This window comes from Kocuria turfanensis (genome assembly GCF_001580365.1).
GTDB classification, from domain to species: domain Bacteria; phylum Actinomycetota; class Actinomycetes; order Actinomycetales; family Micrococcaceae; genus Kocuria; species Kocuria turfanensis.
Window position 1 is genome coordinate 118,554 of the sequence record NZ_CP014482.1, and the last position, 16,346, is coordinate 134,899.

Genomic DNA, 16,346 nt, shown 5'->3' on the forward strand with positions numbered 1-16,346 from the left:
AGCGGCCGTGACCAAAACGTGACATTAGGGGGTGGGCCCTGTATCGTCCTCCGCGTGCCGAGAGCTGATCTTCTTGGCGCCCCCGTGGCACATCGCCGAGTTCTGCCGGTGCCCGGGGTTCCTGAAGAGAAATCGCTTGGCAGAAGCGGGGGAACCATTACCGGTCCCGGTGTACCGGGGCCTTGGGGTTAAGCCGTGCAGAGCGCGTGCGTTCTGCGGCCGGGTGTCTCCCACCCGCATCCGACAGCTCACCTCGTAGGCAAAGGGAGGAATCCACCCATGTCGCTTTTCACGCAGAACACTGCCCGCCACCGCGCCGAGACCTCCTCGCGCGCCGTGCGCACCACCACCGTCGTCGCCGCCGCCGGCGCAGCACTGGTGGGCTCCATCGCTCCGGCCCAGGCCTACGCCGAGATCCCCGCCGCCTCCGGGTCCTCCTATGCGGCTCCGGCCTCGGCGATGGCCGATCTGGCCTCCTACACCTACCAGGCCCCGGTCGCCGCGCAGCCCGCCGCCCCCGCCGACCAGGCCCCGGCCCCGCAGCAGAGCGCCGCCACCTCGAGCGTGAGCCCGCAGTCCACCGCCACCACCGAACTCGCCCCGGCCGCCGGCGGCATCGTGGGCACGGCCATGCAGGGTGTGGGCACCGGCTACGTCTGGGGCGGGACCTCCTTCGGGGCCTGGGACTGCTCCGGATTCACCGGCTGGGTCTACGCCCAGAACGGCATCGACATCCCCCGCACCAGCTCCCAGCAGATCGCCGCGGCCACCCCGACCGCCACCCCGCAGCCCGGTGACCTGGTGTCCCAGAACGGTGGCAACCACATCGGCATCTACATCGGTGGCGGCAAGATGGTCTCTGCGTTGAACCCGACCCAGGGCACCTTCGTCCACTCCGTCAACGCCATGCCCGTCGACGGGTACTACACCTACCGCTGAGCCGGACTCGCTGCTGCGGTGCCCCACATGGTCACCGCAGCAGATCCCCGGACCGCTCTCACCCGGGGCCGGACCGCCTCTACCTCACGCGCACCTGCTGCGCCCTTCACCTGCTGCGGGAGTGCTCCTCTCCGAAAGCACCCCCGTCGGACATCGGTCGTTTCGGTGACACCGTCCGGGATCAGGCCTGCACTGGGGCGGTGAGTGATGCGCTGGGCGCGGCCTGAACCAGTTTCCGCGGCTAACCGGCCGACCACTTGAGTCCGGCGCCCGCGTCTCCACCGTCCAGACCCAGACCGATGTCCTCGTCGACTGCTCCCCGGGGGCGCCCACATCGGGGTCCATCCCGGCGGCGGCGAGGCCGTGCACGGCGGCCGGAACGGCCACCAGGCGGTCCTCGACAGCGTCAACGTCGGCTCCGGGCCGGTCCAGGTTTGCCTACGCTGAGCCGGTTCAGGCATCACATACTCCGGGTGCGTCCTCTTTGAACGACCAGCAAGGAGTGCGCACCCGGTCCTCACATCCCGCCCCAGGCCTGGATCTTCTGCGTCGTCGCCGTTAGCCACCGAGGACGCGCCTCTCCTGCGCTCGAGGATGCACACTCGCCGACATGTCCAGGAGTGGATGGTGGACGATCTTCCGAAGAAGGCCTTGCAGGAAAGGCTCAGCGCAGTGAGCTACTGTCCTGCCCGTTCATGAGGAGCAAGACCCTTTTTGGGCCTTTCAAGGAGGACGCATGGCTGGCGGTACGGACCCGGAGCGGGCGCGGCAGCAACGTGCTGCGCTGCTGGATCAGCACTGGGCGGCCGATGCCCGGGCCACCCGCAGGCGGCGGCTCCTGGCGGGCGCGGGCGCGGTGACGGCTGTCGCGGCGGTCGGGGCCCTGGTGACGGTGGCGGTGATCAACGATCCCCCGCCCCAGGCGCGGGAGGACATCGAGATCGCCGGGCTGCAGACCTACGAGGGCCTCGGCAACTCCCACGTGGAGACCGCGGTGGACTACGAGCAGTCCCCCCCGGTGGGCGGGGACCACGCCAGTGACTGGCTCAACTGCGGGGTCTACACCGAGCCGGTGCCCGAGGAGAACGCCGTGCACGCCTTGGAGCACGGGGCCGTGTGGGCCGCCTACGACCCCTCCGCCCTGTCCGAGGACCAGGTGGCTGAGTTACGCCAGGCCGTCCCGGACACCTACGTGGTGCTCTCCCCCTACGAGGACCTGGGCGCCCCCATCATGATCTCGGCGTGGGGGGCTCAGGTCGCCCTGGACTCCCCGGAAGATGAGCGCCTGGAGCAGTTCGTGACCAAGTACTGGCAGTCCCCCGACGCCCCGGAGCCCGGGGCATCCTGCACCGGCGGCATCGATGCCCCCAGCCGGGTCGCATGAGCACCAGCACCACCGGCGCCGCCTCCAGGAGCTCGGCAGGGCACCGGGGACGGTGGGTCCTGCTGGTGCTGGCGGCCGTGCTGTTGGTGGCGGCCGGCTGGGCGGTGGGGCAGCTGAGCGCTCCGACGTCGTCCACCCCGGCGGAGGGCAGCCCGGAAGCCGGGTTCGCCCGCGACATGCAAACCCATCACCTGCAGGCGGTGGAAATGAGTTCCTTGGTCCGTGACCGTACGGAAGACCCGGAGATCCGCCGGTTGGCATACGACATCTCCCGCACCCAGCAACAACAGGCCGGGCAGATGTACGGCTGGCTCTCCGTGTGGGGATTGCCCCAGGCCTCATCCCAACCGGCCATGGCCTGGATGGACGACGGCGACCAGAACCACACATCCATGCCCGGCATGGACTCCACGAGCCCTGGTCCGGACGCGCGAATGCCGGGCATGGCCACCGCCGAGCAGCTGGCCGAGCTGGAGGACGCCCAAGGCCAGGAGGCCGAACGGCTCTACCTCGAGTTGATGATCCCCCACCACCAAGCCGGAGCAGCCATGGCCCAAGCCATCCTGGAGCACACTGACAACCCCGTGGTGACCTCTCTGGCGCAATCGATCGCCACCAGCCAGACCTCGGAGATCAAGTACATGGAGGACCTGTTGGAGAAGCGCCGCAACCCATCATGATCTCCGTTCGCACGCCAGGATCAGCACCCGTGGCCGGGTCCGCGCAAAAGCTGACGGGCCCAGACGTGAACCGGTTCCCATGCTCGGCCCAGCTGTGCGCCGGGGACCGGAATCCACCGGGGCTCTTCGGCCCCGATCCCCAATATCGCGGGCAGGTCCGGGGAGAGGCCGGCGTGGCAGGCCCGTCCCTCCTGGACCGGTCCTGGGCTCAGGGCCCGATCCGGACCTCGGGACCGTTCTGTGGCATGCAAAAATGTCCTCATGGCAGTCGATGCTTTCCGTGACCATGGTTGACCGCAACATGGCCGGGCCGGTCTGGGTCCCGTCCGAGCCGCCGAGCTTGGAGAACTTCCTGGCCCCCACGTTGCAACCAATTCCACTCATCCCGGCCATCGCGCTGGTGCTGGCTGTGTTGTATTTGGTCGGAGCGGCCCGGCTGTGGAGGGCACGCCGGCGGTGGCCGGTGTGGCGGACCCTGTGCTTCTTCGCCGGGTGCGCGGTCACAGCGGTCATCATGGGCGCGGGAATTGAAGGCTACGGGTTGCGCATGTTCTCCGTGTTCATGTTCCAGCAGCTGACTTTGATGATGTTCGTTCCCGCGCTGCTGGTCCTGGGCAGCCCGGGCACTTTGCTGCTGCGGGCTGCACCCCATCGCGGGCCCGGCGCCGTGGTGCTGCGCCTGGCCCTGTGGGGGTTGCGTTCGAGGTGGGGCAGGCTCGCCATCCATCCTGCCTTCTTGGTTCCGTTGTTCCTGGTCAGTTTCTACGGGGTGTATCTCAGCGGACTTGACGACCGGTTGCTGCCCACCTGGTACGGCCACATCGGGCTGGAACTGCTGTTCTTGGCCTCCGGGATCCTGTTCACGATCCCGTTGCTGTCGGCCGACCCGTTGCCGGCCAAACAAACCTACGGCAGTCGCTTGGCCGACATCGTCCCCGAGATGCCGTTGCACGCCTTCTTCGGCGTCATCGTCATGATGGCTCCGCTACCCGTCGTGGAGTTTTTCGCCACCCCGCCAGGCAGCTGGAACCTTGACCCGATGGCCGACCAGGTCCTGGCCGGCTCGTTGGCCTGGTCCTACGGTGAATTGCCGTCCGTGCTGATTCTGCTGTTCATCATGAGCCAGTGGCACCGCGAGGATGCGCGCAACGCCGCCCGCGAAGAGGCCGAGGCCGCCGTCAGAGGCACCCCGGATTTGGATGCTTACAACGCCTACCTGGATCAGTTGCAGCAGCGCACCGAGGACCGCTAACCCCTATGTGGACCGGCTGACGTCACCGGAAGCCGGCTGGGACGGCCAGGGACGCCGACACGACCCGCCGCCCCCAACCGTTCCCAGGTGCGTGGCCTGCCGGTGGCCTGCAGGGTCCTATGGGACCAGGAGAGGCCGTCCAGGGTGTGGAAGACCCGGGCGCCGACCATCTCGGCCAGTTCTCGGCCTGGTGCACATCCGTGGTGCTGATGGTGGCGGACCTGGAGACGACCGTTCGCAGGCCCGCATGGCGCGCCCGGAGACGCGGCAGCGGACACAGCCAGGGCACAGGGAAAGGATAAGCCCGGGACAGTCCGCCCTGGTCAAATGGGGGTGGAGGGGCCTGGAGTGCCCGGACCGGTGGGCGGGGGCCCGCCGGTACATCCGAGAGAAGGAGCCCACCAGCATGGTCAGCATCCACCACCCGACCTCGGGGACGCGGGGGCCAACTGGGGACTCAGGTCTCCCGCTGGTGAAAAAATCCCGGCTGGTGGGCGTCGATGCCGCCCGGGGTCTGGCTCTGGTCGGGATGTTCTCCATCCACATCTTGCCGGCCTGGGACCCCGAGACCTACGAGGTCACCTTGCAGTGGCAGCTGTTCGCCGGCCGGGCCGCGGCCCTGTTCGCGCTGCTGGCCGGGGTCGGGCTGGCGTTCTCCACCGGCGGACGCACAGCCCACCGGGGCCGGACGATGACCGCCGACCGGGTGGGGCTGCTCATCCGGGCCGTGCTGATCACTGTGCTGGGCCTGCTCGTGAACCAGGTCATGCCGGAGGACCCGCCCGCCTACAACATCTTGACCTACTACGGGATGTTCTTCCTGCTGGCCATCCCCTTCCTGCACCTACCCGCACGGACCCTGTTCATCCTCGCCGGAGTGACCGCGGTGACCGCCCCGGTGCTGATGCAGACCCTGCGCGGCGTGCTGCCCGCGATGGAGGTCTACAATCCCACCATCACCGGGGTGCTCACCGACCCTGGCACGGTGCTCTCCCAACTGTTGTTCACCGGTACCTACCCTGCGGCCCCATACCTGACCTACCTGCTTGCCGGCGTAGCCATCGGCCGGCTCAACCTGCGGTCCCTGCACGTCCAGGTCCGGCTGCTCGGGGCGGGCCTGGTCCTGGCTCTGGCCGCGTGGTTGGTCTACTGGGTGCTGATCATGCAGGCCGGCGGCTTTGACCAGCTGATGAGCTCCACCCCGGGACTGAGCCAGGAGCAGATCGACGAGATCATCATCTGGGGCCCCGACCCCGTCCTGCCCGACACGTCGTGGTGGTGGCTGCTAATCCCCGGTCCGCACACCAACACCCCGATCGCGATCCTCTATGGCCTCGGCTCCGGTGCGGCCGTGCTGGGGGCGTTCCTGCTCATCGGGCGGAAGGCCGGCGCCTGGTTGCTGCCGCTCAGTGCTGCGGGCTCCATGACCCTGACCCTCTACACCGCCCACCTGCTGGCCCTGGCCGCCATGGTGCACTACGAGGTGCCCCTCCTGTGGTTCCTCATCCACGCAGGCGGGGCGGCGGTGTTCGCGGTGGCCTGGCAGCGCGCCTACGGCCAGGGCCCACTGGAGCTGGCCCTGGCCCGGACCGCCGGCGCCGGGCGTGGGCTCGTGCTCACCTCCGCTCGATGCGAAGACTGAGCCCGGACCCAACTGCAGCAGCGGGTGGGTCCGTCGAGGCGGCGGTATCAAGAATGGGCTCCCACAACACATCCGCTGAACCCACAGAATGGGAAAGCGCCTTCGCCAGTCCCCTCTCTGTCAGCCTTGAGTGAGGCGACCGACCAGCAAGGACCTGCTGTGGGGCCGACACATTTGAGCCCGTGCTCAAAAACCATTCAGCTAGCCGTGGTCCTATTGCAGCGGCGCCCGGCGCCCGGACTTACTGGCCTTCCCTTCTGGCCCTGCCGTGTCGATACAACGTTCAGGAGAACCCCTATGACCGACAACACCGCACAACCTGCTGCTGCGGGATCCACAGCGCCCGCCCGTGATGCTGGAACGGCCGCCCTCGACTTTCAGGATTTGGTGGCTCCGGTTCCGAAAGCGGTGCGCAAAGATTCCGGCACCAACGAGGTGTCCCCGGCTCCCTCCACCGGTGCCCGGTGGGCGGCGGAGTTCGCGGGCACTACCGTGCTGATTTTCGCCGGGGTGGGCACCGGGATTTTCGCCACCCAGGTCATCGATTCCGCACTGGGTTTCGGGCTGGGGCTGCTGGCGGTATTGGTGGCTTTCGGGCATGTCTCCGGGGGTCATTTCAATCCTGCCGTGACCCTGGCGGCGGTCGTGGCCGGGCGCACATCACCCAAGGTCGCCATCGGTTACGTGGTGGCCCAGGTGCTGGGGGCCCTGGTCGCGGTGGGGCTGCTGTGGGCGGTGCTGATGACACTGATCGATGCCGCCACCACCGCCCAGGCTCTGGGGGCGGTGGCCAACGGCTACGGGCAGAACTCCACTTCCCAAGCCGGCTGGCCCACCGTGCTTCTGATTGAGTTCGTGGCGAGCACCTTGTTCGTTCTCGTGGTCCTGGGCTCAACCGCCCCACGGGCCAACGCGGTACTGGCCCCGGTGGCGATCGGGGCGACCTTCGCGTTCCTGCTCACCATCCTGGCGCCGTTCGACGGCGGATCGATGAATCCGGCCCGCTCCACCGGCACCGCGGCCATCGGTGGCGCGCAGAGCCTGTCCCAGCTGTGGCTGTTCTGGGTCGCCCCGTTGTTGGGGGGTCTGGTGGCGGGTTTGATCTACCGTGTGGTGGATTTGGGCCGCGCACCCCGCCCCGCCACTACGCAATCCACGGAAGACGCCACAGCAAACAACAGCACCGACACTTCCACCGCCCCGGAAGTGTGAGGGAATCGAGCAGTGTCTCGTGACGGGACGGTTCTATGCACCATGACGTCCCGTTGGAGCCATGTGGATCAACCCGCGCCAGCGCAGGCCGGCCGAGCGTCGGCGGCTGAGGACAGGTCGCGCGGAGTCCCCGGGAGAGGTGTATCTCATCTGGGGCTGTGATGTCTTGGGAGATCGTCTGCGTTGGCGGGGCGGTCAGAGAACACGCGTCAGTGACCGGTCGCCGTTTCTGGCCTGCGCATGGTCCCTGGGTTGCGGTGGGCGGTGCTGGTGCACCCCTGGTAGGCGGAGGTGGACGTCTGCTCCAGCACGTTGTTCGGCGTGGTGGGTCACGAGCACGACGATGCGGTCGGACAGTGCTGAGCGCAGGTCGGAGATCAGCGAGTCGGCAGCTGGTGCGTCGAGGTGAGCGGTGGGTTCGTCGAGGAGCATGACGTCGGCGCGGGTGAGCAGTGCCCTGGCCACGGCGACGCGTTGACGTTGCCCCCCGGAGAGCTCCCCGCCGCTGGGCCCAACTGGTGTGTCCAAGCCCCGGGGAAGGCTGTCCAGGAAGGGGCCCAGGCCCACACGGGTGAGGACCTCGTACATGTCCTCATCGGTGGGCCGATCGTCTTTACCCCGGGCGAGCAGGAGGTTGCCGCGGATGGTGGAGTCGAACAGATGTGCCTCCTGGGGGCACCAGGCGAAGCACCGCCGCAGCTGCCGGGCGTCGAAGGTGGTGCTGTCGGAGCCGTTGACCTGCCATGAGCCCTCCGCGGCGGGCAAGTGGCCGAGGAGGGTCGCCAGCAGGGTGGACTTGCCTGAGCCGGAGGGACCTTCAACGACGAGCCACTGGCCGCGTCGCACGGTGGCCTGGAGGTGGCGGAATGCCGGGGCCGGCGCCTGGGGCCAGGTGACGGCCAGGTCGGCCAGCGTCAGCTCTTGGACCTGAGCCGGAACCAGCCCGGCGGGGGGCTGAGGTCGCTCGTGACGGGTGGTTGTGGAGGTGACGGCATGGACCTTGCGCAGTGACTGGGCCAGCGCGGACCACTGCTGTACCGCATCGACCACGCCGAGCAGCGGGTCGATCAGGCCCAGAGGCAGCAGCACGAGTCCGGCGACGACCGGTGTGGAAATCGTGCCCGCCGCCAGGGCTTCGGCGGTGGTAGCCAGCATCAGCACGGAGGAAAGAGAACAGGCCAGCACCACGACGGCCTCGCCCAGGCCCCGCGCCCAGGCACTGGAGCGGGTCGACGTGTCCGCGCGCTGCTCGAGGTCGTCCAGCCGGGCGAGCATGTCCTCGGTTCGATCGTTGGCGCGCAGCTCACTGGAGGCGGCGGCCATCGCGGCGAAGCGGCGGATCACTTTGGAGCGAACGACGGTGAGGTGGCGGGCCGCCGAGCGATCGGCCAGCAGCGCCGCGGCGGGCCCGGCGAGCAGCCCGCCGAAAACGGCGACCAGGAGCGTGGGCACCGCGCTGGGACACAGGACCGTGACGGTGACGACAGCCCCCAGGGCGGTGCCGGCCCCGGCCATCGGTGGCAGCAGGACCCTTGGTGCCAGGTCACGGACCCGGTCTGCGGCCTCGACCAGGTGCTCCAGCGCCGCCCCACCGGTGGCCAGGGCCCGGGAGGCCAGGCCGCGGGCGGCTAGCCCGGCCCAGATCCGGGACCTGAGCTCGGTGGTGGCGGACAGGACGGCATCGTGGGTGGCCAGTCGCTCGGCGTAGCGCAGCACGGCACGGCCGATGCCGAAGAAGCGGACGCCGACGATGGCGACCATCAGGTACATGATTCCCGGTTGCTCGCTGGCGCGCACGATCAGCCAGCCCGACAGCGTGGTGAGGGCGGCGGCGAACAGGGCTGAGGCCGTCCCCAGGGCCGCGGCCCCCAGCACGCGCCAGCGAGTGGAGGCGATGAACGCCCCGAGCTCGCCCAACGCACCACCGGAGGTCTCGGCGAGTGAAGAATTGGACGCCTCGCCCTGGCGATCGGGCACCGGCGGCTCCTCCGGGGCGGTGGTTCCTGGCCGGCGGTGCGCCCCCTCCCCGCGGGGGCTGGCGGGCTGCCCCAGGAGCACTGTCTGATCGGCGAGGGCAGTGATCTCGGTTTCGTGGGAAGCCAGGATCACGGTTGTGGTGCCGCGCAGGTTGTCGATGAGGTTTCTGATGCGGTGCGCGTTGGCGGGATCGAGGTGGGCGGTGGGCTCGTCGAGGAGCAGCAGCCTGGCCCCGGCGGTGATGCGGGCCAGGCCCCGGGCCAGGCCCAGGCGGCGCAGCTCCCCGGGACTGAGTTGGTTCGGGTCCGCCTCGGCCAGCCCGGTCAGTCCGACTCGCGCGAGGGCGTGGTGGGCGGAGGCGGTGTCGTGGGCGTAGAGCTGGATCTCGTCGAGGACGGTTTCGCCGACGGTGTGGATGTGCTGAGGCACCCAGGCCACTGCAGCCGGGTCGATCCCGTGGATGGTTCCTTTTTGGGCTTCGATGGTTCCGGCGAGGACCCCGAGCAGGGTGGATTTGCCGCTGCCGCTGGGGCCTTCGACGCTGGTGATGGTTCCGCCGAAAATTTCGGCGTCGAGACCGGATACTGCTGGGGAGGCCCGTCCTGGGTAGCGCACGACCACGCCGCTGATCCGCACCAGGGGTGCCTGGTCCGCCGGAGTGTCCGGCCGGGGGTTGATCGTTGCGGGGTTCGATTCCGGCGGCGTCGTTCTGCGGATGTCGGGGGCCGGGGACTCGGCGACGATCTCCCGGGAGCGATGCAGGGCTGCCATGCCGTCCTGGGAGGCGTGGAAGGCTGCGCCGAGGTCGCGGAAGGGGGCGAAGCATTCAGGGGCGAGGATGAGGGCAACGAGCCCCACCAGGAGGTCGAGGTCACCGTAAACGAGACGCACGCCGACGAACACCGCCACGACGGCGACCGAGAGCGTGGCGATCAGCTCGAGCACCAGCGCGGAGAGGAAAGCGGTGCGCAGCGTCACCATGGTCGTGTGCCGGTGCTGCTCGGAGACATCGCGCAACGCCGCAGCCTGCTCCTCGATCCGCCCCAGGCCCACGAGGACGGGCAGTCCACGGGCGAGTTCGACCAGGTGGTGGGAGAGCCGTTGAAGAACGGCGGAAGACTCCCCGGCCTTGTCCTGGGAGTGCAGTCCGATCAGTGCCATGAACACCGGGATCAGGGGCACGGTGAGCACGATGATGAGGGCGCTGACCCAGTCGGCGGCCAGAATCCTCGCCCCGACCAGCAGAGGCACGGCGGCGGCGGCGGTGACCGAGGGCAGCACGCGCGCGTAGTAGTCGTCGAGGGCGTCGAGGCCGATGGTGCCCACGGTGGTCGTGGCGCCGACGTCGTGGCCACCACCGGCCATGAGGCCGGTGGCGAGTTCTCGGCGCAGCCCCCGCTTCGCCCGACCGGCGGCGCGGACGGCGACGACCTGGGTGGCCCAGGTGGTTCCGGCACGCAGCAACCCGGCGCCGATCCCGACCAGCAGAGCCCGTTGCCAGGCCGCCGTGTCATGAGCGATGACCCCGACGATGCCGCGAGCCAGGGCTTCGGCCATGCCGATCAGGGCCAGAGCCTTGAGCGCTCCTAGGAGGCTGAGGGTAAAGACTGTTGCAGAGCCGCCGGGGCCCAGTGGGGGACGTTTCATGCCTGCCTGTTCCCGTCCGCGCCTCTCCCCGGCACACCCTCACGTGGGGTGCCCGTGGCGAGTTTCGGGGCAACGGCGGGAAGGACGGGGTGGGGGGCGGGAAGATGGCCGGTGGTCAGGCGCCGGCGGAACACCCAGTAGCTCCAGCCCTGAGCGAGCAGCACCGCGGGCAAGCCGATGGCCGCCACGACGGTCATGACCCCCAGGGTGTAGTCGCTGCTGGAGGCATTGGCCACCGTCAGGTGGTGGGCGGGGTCGATCGTGGAGGGCAGGACCACGGGGTAGACGTTGGCGAAGATTGAGGTAAGACCGCAGAACAGCAGTGCGGCGGAACCGGCGAAGGCGCGGCCTTCCCGGCCCAGGCGGGCGCTGGTCCACCCGAAGAGCGCGGCGACGACCGCGACACCGACCAGGGGCCAGGTCCAGGCCGTGTCGTGGAGCACTTGAACGGCCAACACCCACACGGTGAGCGGCACCAGCGCAGCCGGACCGAAGCGGAGGAGGAACCGGCGGGCACGCACCCGGACCGGGCCCTCGGTCTTCAGTCCCAGGAAGGCCGCGGCGTGCACGAGGCAGAACCCGACCAGCGCCAGCCCCCCGAGCAGCGCGTAGGGCGTGAGCCAGGCGAAGGCCCCGCCGACGCGGTCGCCGTTAGCGTTCAGCGGCAGACCCGTAGTGGTCAAAGCCAAGGCAGCACCTAGCCCGAAGGCGACCAGGAACGACCCCATCCCCAAGGCCCGGTCCACCCACCGCCGCCACCGGTCGCTGTGGACCTTCCCGCGGTACTCGATGGACACCGCCCGGAAAATCAGCCCGACCAGGACGAACACGAAGGGGACGTACAGGGCAGAGAACAAGGAGGCGTACCAGTCGGGGAAGGCGGCGAAGAGCCCGGCGGCTGCAGTGATCAGCCACACCTCGTTGCCGTCCCACACCGGGCCGATGGTATTGAGCATCTGCCGGCGCTGGCGCTCATCGCGGGTACTGGTAAGCATGAGCATCCCCACGCCCAGGTCGAAGCCGTCCAGGAGGATGAACCCGGTCCACAGCACCGCGATGGCGATGAACCAGAGAGTGGGAAGCAGTTCCATGTCAGGGGCCGTTCTGTGGTCGTCGGGCTCAGTAGGCGAAGGCCAGCACGTCATCGCGCCGACCGGTCATGCCCTCGGGATGGGCGGGGTCATCTTCGTGGTGGGCGAGCTCGGGCATGGCCGAGGCGACCCCGCCGCGCACGTAGCGCACGAGCAGCATCGTCTCCACCACCAGCAGGACCGCGTAGATCAGCCCGAGGGTGACCAGGGAGAAAAGGATCTCCTCCCCGCTGACTCCCGGGGAGACGGCAGCGGCGGTGTACATGTACACCCCGTCCACACCACTGGGGTTGGGATTCGGGACGACCACGAACGGTTGCCGCCCCATCTCGGTGAACACCCACCCGGCAATGTTGGCCCCGAAGGGTGCCAGGATGGAGGCCACCGCCACCCACATCAAGGGCTTGGAAGCCGGGACGGTGCCCTTCCGTGTGATCCACAGCGCCAGCGCCGCGAACCCCGCGGCGAGCATGCCGAAGCCGATCATCAGGCGGAACCCCCAGTAGGTGACCTCCATCAGGGGCAGGTAGTCGATCTTCTGGCCGGCCCGTTGCCCGTACATGGGGTCCTCAGGCAGGTGGGTGCCGTAGGCGGCCTCGTACTGTGGGATGAGGGTGTTCACGCCCTTGACTTCGGTGTCAAAGTCCCCGTGGGCCAGAAACGACAACAGGCCCGGGATCTCGATGACGTTGGTCACCTGGTCACAGTCCTGGGCTCCCAGCGGGCCCACCGCCAGCACCGAAAAGCTGGTGCCATCGTGGCAGGCCGCCTCAGCGGCAGCCATCTTCAGCGGTTGCTGCTCGAACATCAGCTTGCCCTGCAGGTCCCCGGTGGCGGCGACCCCGCCGAAGGCGACGGCGGCGACCACCGCACCGATGCGCAGACTGGACAGCCACACCGCGTGGTCGACCCGGTCCCGCCCGGGAATATCGGCCCGCTCCCCCACAACCACGGCACCGGAATCGTCGACGGTGTCGATGTTGTCCCGGCGGCGCTGCCACAGCTGGTACCAGGAAACCCCAATCAGGAACGCCGCGCCCACTGCCACCGCTCCGGCCAGAGTGTGGGAGTAGGCCACCAGGGCCGTGTTATTGGTCAGCACCGCCCACACGTCGTTCATCACAGGGCGGCCGTCCACCATCTCCACGCCCACCGGGTGCTGCATCCAGGAGTTGGCGACGATGATGAAAAAGGCCGAAACCACGGAGCCCAGCACCGCGGTCCACAGCGTGGCCAGGTGCAGCTTCTTGGGCAGGCGATCCCAGCCGAAGATCCACAGGCCCAGGAAGGTGGACTCGAAGAAGAAGGCGAGCAGGCCCTCCATCGCCAACGGTGCCCCGAAGACATCGCCGACGAAGCGGGAGTACTCGCTCCAGGCCATCCCGAACTGGAACTCCTGCACCAACCCGGTGGCCACGCCCATGATGAAGTTGATCAGGTAGAGCTTGCCCCAGAACTTCGTCATCCGCAGCCAACGCCCGTTGCCGGTACGCACCCACATCGTCTGCATGAGCGCCACCAGCAGACCCAGCCCGAGCGTGAGCGGGACCATCACGAAGTGGTAGACGGTGGTGATCCCGAACTGCCACCGGGCGATCTCCAACGGATCCATGGGTTGTCCCCCAAGCCTGTTTACAGTGGTGTAGAAGTAATTCTACGAGTCGTAGAACTACTTCTACACCACTGTAGAACACGTGGGTCGGTCCGCTAGAATCAGCCGGTGGCAACCAACGAATCGAAACGTGCAACCTCCTTAGGTGACCTGGAGCGATCCATCATGGAGATCCTCTGGCAGGCGGACACCCCCCTGTCGGCTTACGACCTTCAGGACCAGCTCCCCCTAGCCACCGACAGCGGCCGCCCCCGCGCCGCCACCACCGTGCTCACCGTCCTGTCCCGCCTGGAGCGCAAAGGCTTCGTCACACGGGAACGCACCTTCCGCCCCCACCGCTACTTACCTGCGGCCTCCCGGGAGGAGCACATGGCCTCCCTCATGCACGAGGTCCTCGGAACAGCCAACGACCGGGCCGCCGTACTCGAACGCTTCGTCGGGGGCGTCAGTTCCGAGGAAGCACAAACGCTGCGGCGCCTCCTCGACGACCACTGAGTCCATGTGATCAGCGCCTCGATCGCCCTCGCGGCATTTGCCCTCGCCCTGGCCTGGCCCGTCCCAATCCTTCTCTCGCACGCCAAGTGGCCGACCTGCGCCCCCGCCACCGCACTGGTGCTCTGGCAGGCCGTCGCCCTGGCCGGCGGGCTGTCGATGCTCGGGGCCTTGCTCACCTTCGGCCTGACCCCTTTTGGGCCGGACCTGGTCACGGGCGGCATCAGCTTCGCCGCCAGCTTCTTGGGAGATCAGCCATGGGTGCCCGCAGGCCCGATGCACATCCTCGCGCTGTCCGGAGCAGTTCTGCTCGGCGGGCATCTGCTGCTGAACCTGATCGTCACGATTGTGCGCGCCGAACGCGATCGTCGGCGCCATGCCCAGCTGGTCCTGCTCCTGAGCACACCGCTGCCCGAGGCCCCCGGCACCCGGCTCCTCGACAACCCCGCCCCGATCGCCTACTGCCTCCCCGGGGCGTTCACCACGATGACCGTCCTCTCTGCCGGACTGCTGTCACTGCTCGATGAAAACGAGCTGGACGCGGTGATCGAGCACGAGAAGGCGCATGCCACCCAACGCCATGACATCGTGCTCATGCTATTCCGCGCCTGGAGGGCTTCCCTGCCCTGGTTCCCCATCGCCGACCGCGCCCACCGCGAAGTCGGGCTCCTCGTCGAGATGCTCGCCGACGACAGCGCCCGCCGGAGCGTCGACGACCGTACCCTCGCCCGAGCCGTCGTCCTTGTCAGCACCGGTGGATTCGCTGCTCCCTCGCACCGCTTCCAAGGCACCTGGACAGGAACGGCCCCTACCGAGGATGCTCGTCATCGCATCCTGCGGCTGGAGGCCACACCCCTGCCGACGGGGCAAAAAGCAACAGTCATCGGCGCAGCCGCTGCGCTCATCTCCGTGCCCACCATCTTGTTGCTCGCCCCCGGCCTCACCAACCTGTTCGACTGACCACAGGCGCGAACCACGCTGGCTGCCACGGCAACATCTGACCCACGACAGGGCGCCCTGACATCGGTATCTACCGCGTCACATGAGGTACCTCAGCGCCACTCTGCCGCCACCGAACCAGGAACCTCGAACCGGAGGGCGGCAGCTCTGCGCGTCATACAGCGTTGCGTCCCCGCACGACGCCGCATTAACGGGAGCGAAGACGTATCCTCAGGAGAATTGTCCGTGCTCCTACGCGCACACCAATGTTTGATGCCTGCGGTCCGTTGCTCGATCTTTCCGTCGCTGCCTGCGACGTCCTGGGGGAAACACCATCATGCCCCGCGACTCCTCTCGCCGCCCTGCCAAGCCCGACCTCCGTCACCGCGCCTCCTCGCCGGTGAGCGCCCTCGCCGCGTTCTCGGCCCTCGTGGCGCTGAGCGTGGCCGTCAGCTCGGGCGTCACTCCGGGGGCGGGCGAGGAACGAGGGGCTGCCTTCGGGATGTCGGCGGGCTCTTCGGCCTCCTCGGAGCGGTCGGACAGCGGGTGGAGCCTCTTCGCGTCGGGTCAGGAGCGGCAGCGCCATCCGGCGGCACCGTTGCGGCAGGACCGTTCCACCTCGCCCGTCCGGGACGGCACCGCGGGCAACGGGCCCTGGCGCCAAGGCACCGGCCGGGGCGACGGCGACCGGAACGCGGCCTCGACGGTGCGCCCGGGGCGACATGCACCGAGGCTGTACTCGGGCGAGCTTCCCGTCAACACCCTCATCGCCCCCACCACTCCCGGGGCCGTCCTGACCGGGGGCACCTTCGGGTGGCGGATCGCCCCCGATCGCGGCGACCGCGAATTCCACAACGGCACCGATGTCTCCGCAGCCGCAGGGCTGCCGGTCGTGGCGGCCGCCGAGGGCGAGGTGACGGCCGTGTTCTGGGACGTCTGGGGCGGCAACCGAGTGGAGGTCACCCACGCGGACGGACTGAGGACCACCTATAACCACCTCGAGGACGTCAGGGTGGCCACCGGTGACCGGCTGGCCGCAGCCGAGCAGCTCGGTTCCGTCGGTGCCACCGGAACCCGAGTCACGGGACCAAACCTGCACCTCGAGACCTGGGTCGACGGGCAGGCCGTGGACCCCCAGTCCTTCGACTGGGTCGACGGTCTCCGCGTCATTCCCGCCTCCCGCAGCAAGTACTCCTTGGAGGTGCCCGTGCCGGCCCCCGTGGATGACGAGACCACCGCCAAGAAAAAGGCCGCCTCGGACGAAGAAGCTGCCGAGCAGAAGGCCGCTGCCACCAAGAAGGTCACGAAGGAGCCCCAACCCACGGCCGAGCCTTCCGCTCCTGCGAAACCCAGCCCCACACCGGCCCCTCCACCGTCAGCGGCGCAAAAGCCCACGGCCATCCAGACCAAACCCGTAAAACCCGCCCAACCGGCACCAGCTCCTGCCCCGCCCGGCCCCACAACGGCACCACCCCAACC

General features: G+C 68.7%; 11 protein-coding genes and 1 riboswitch. Of the genes, 8 read left to right on the forward strand and 3 right to left on the reverse strand.

Annotated elements, in window-relative coordinates; translation table 11 throughout:
- Positions 1 to 118: 118 nt before the first annotated feature.
- A riboswitch (cyclic di-AMP (ydaO/yuaA leader) is annotated at positions 119 to 274 on the forward strand.
- Positions 275 to 279: 5 nt separating this feature from the next.
- From AYX06_RS18420 to AYX06_RS18445, 6 genes are all read left to right on the forward strand, one after another.
- Positions 280 to 939: a C40 family peptidase gene (locus AYX06_RS18420; RefSeq protein WP_062737384.1), complete on the forward strand. Its 660-nt coding sequence runs from the start codon at positions 280 to 282 to the stop codon at positions 937 to 939.
- 736 nt (positions 940 to 1,675) lie between these two features.
- A complete protein-coding gene (locus AYX06_RS18425) occupies positions 1,676 to 2,323 on the forward strand; it encodes a DUF3105 domain-containing protein (protein ID WP_062737385.1) in 648 nt (215 codons plus the stop codon).
- Positions 2,320 to 3,003 carry a DUF305 domain-containing protein gene (locus AYX06_RS18430; RefSeq protein ID WP_062737386.1) on the forward strand — a complete coding sequence of 228 codons (684 nt, stop codon included), beginning with the start codon at positions 2,320 to 2,322 and terminating at the stop codon, positions 3,001 to 3,003. The genes AYX06_RS18425 and AYX06_RS18430 overlap by 4 nt, the downstream gene beginning before the upstream one ends.
- A gap of 286 nt (positions 3,004 to 3,289) precedes the next feature.
- Entirely contained in the window at positions 3,290 to 4,255 is a 966-nt protein-coding gene (locus tag AYX06_RS18435; RefSeq protein ID WP_062737404.1) for a cytochrome c oxidase assembly protein, read from the forward strand.
- Between the two features lie 472 nt (positions 4,256 to 4,727).
- Positions 4,728 to 5,897 carry a heparan-alpha-glucosaminide N-acetyltransferase domain-containing protein gene (locus AYX06_RS18440; RefSeq protein ID WP_219930791.1) on the forward strand — a complete coding sequence of 390 codons (1,170 nt, stop codon included), beginning with the start codon at positions 4,728 to 4,730 and terminating at the stop codon, positions 5,895 to 5,897.
- Positions 5,898 to 6,194: 297 nt separating this feature from the next.
- The gene (locus tag AYX06_RS18445) at positions 6,195 to 7,109 is read left to right on the forward strand and encodes an MIP/aquaporin family protein (protein WP_084271836.1); all 915 of its coding nucleotides are present in this window, start codon (positions 6,195 to 6,197) and stop codon (positions 7,107 to 7,109) included.
- Between the two features lie 195 nt (positions 7,110 to 7,304).
- On the opposite strand, the gene cydD is transcribed toward AYX06_RS18445, so the two are convergent.
- Genes cydD through AYX06_RS18460 form a run of 3 tightly spaced genes read right to left on the reverse strand, consistent with a single transcriptional unit; the run spans position 7,305 to position 13,436 of the window.
- Positions 7,305 to 10,733, reverse strand: coding sequence for a thiol reductant ABC exporter subunit CydD (cydD, locus tag AYX06_RS18450; RefSeq protein WP_062737389.1), 3,429 nt, complete (start codon positions 10,731 to 10,733; stop codon positions 7,305 to 7,307).
- Entirely contained in the window at positions 10,730 to 11,824 is a 1,095-nt protein-coding gene (gene cydB / locus AYX06_RS18455) for a cytochrome d ubiquinol oxidase subunit II (protein ID WP_062737390.1), read from the reverse strand. The genes cydD and cydB overlap by 4 nt, the downstream gene beginning before the upstream one ends.
- Positions 11,825 to 11,852: 28 nt before the next feature.
- Positions 11,853 to 13,436 (reverse strand): cytochrome ubiquinol oxidase subunit I, encoded by a 1,584-nt coding sequence (locus AYX06_RS18460; RefSeq protein ID WP_062737391.1) that lies wholly within the window; start codon positions 13,434 to 13,436, stop codon positions 11,853 to 11,855.
- 108 nt (positions 13,437 to 13,544) lie between these two features.
- Here AYX06_RS18460 and AYX06_RS18465 point away from each other — a divergent pair, with 108 nt between their 5' ends.
- Together AYX06_RS18465 and AYX06_RS18470 are read left to right on the forward strand one after the other, a co-directional pair.
- Entirely contained in the window at positions 13,545 to 13,931 is a 387-nt protein-coding gene (locus AYX06_RS18465) for a BlaI/MecI/CopY family transcriptional regulator (protein WP_219930804.1), read from the forward strand.
- Between the two features lie 6 nt (positions 13,932 to 13,937).
- Positions 13,938 to 14,888 carry a M56 family metallopeptidase gene (locus AYX06_RS18470; protein ID WP_062737393.1) on the forward strand — a complete coding sequence of 317 codons (951 nt, stop codon included), beginning with the start codon at positions 13,938 to 13,940 and terminating at the stop codon, positions 14,886 to 14,888.
- Positions 14,889 to 16,346 lie beyond the last annotated feature (1,458 nt).

Coding starts and splice junctions, on each gene's coding strand:
- AYX06_RS18430 (WP_062737386.1), top strand. CDS start 2,320: ATGAGCACCAGCACCACCGGCGCCGCCTCCAGGAGCTCGGCAGGGCAC.
- AYX06_RS18435 (WP_062737404.1), top strand. CDS start 3,290: ATGGTTGACCGCAACATGGCCGGGCCGGTCTGGGTCCCGTCCGAGCCG.
- AYX06_RS18460 (WP_062737391.1), bottom strand. CDS start 13,436: ATGGATCCGTTGGAGATCGCCCGGTGGCAGTTCGGGATCACCACCGTC.
- AYX06_RS18420 (WP_062737384.1), top strand. CDS start 280: ATGTCGCTTTTCACGCAGAACACTGCCCGCCACCGCGCCGAGACCTCC.
- cydD (WP_062737389.1), bottom strand. CDS start 10,733: ATGAAACGTCCCCCACTGGGCCCCGGCGGCTCTGCAACAGTCTTTACC.
- AYX06_RS18445 (WP_084271836.1), top strand. CDS start 6,195: ATGACCGACAACACCGCACAACCTGCTGCTGCGGGATCCACAGCGCCC.
- cydB (WP_062737390.1), bottom strand. CDS start 11,824: ATGGAACTGCTTCCCACTCTCTGGTTCATCGCCATCGCGGTGCTGTGG.
- AYX06_RS18425 (WP_062737385.1), top strand. CDS start 1,676: ATGGCTGGCGGTACGGACCCGGAGCGGGCGCGGCAGCAACGTGCTGCG.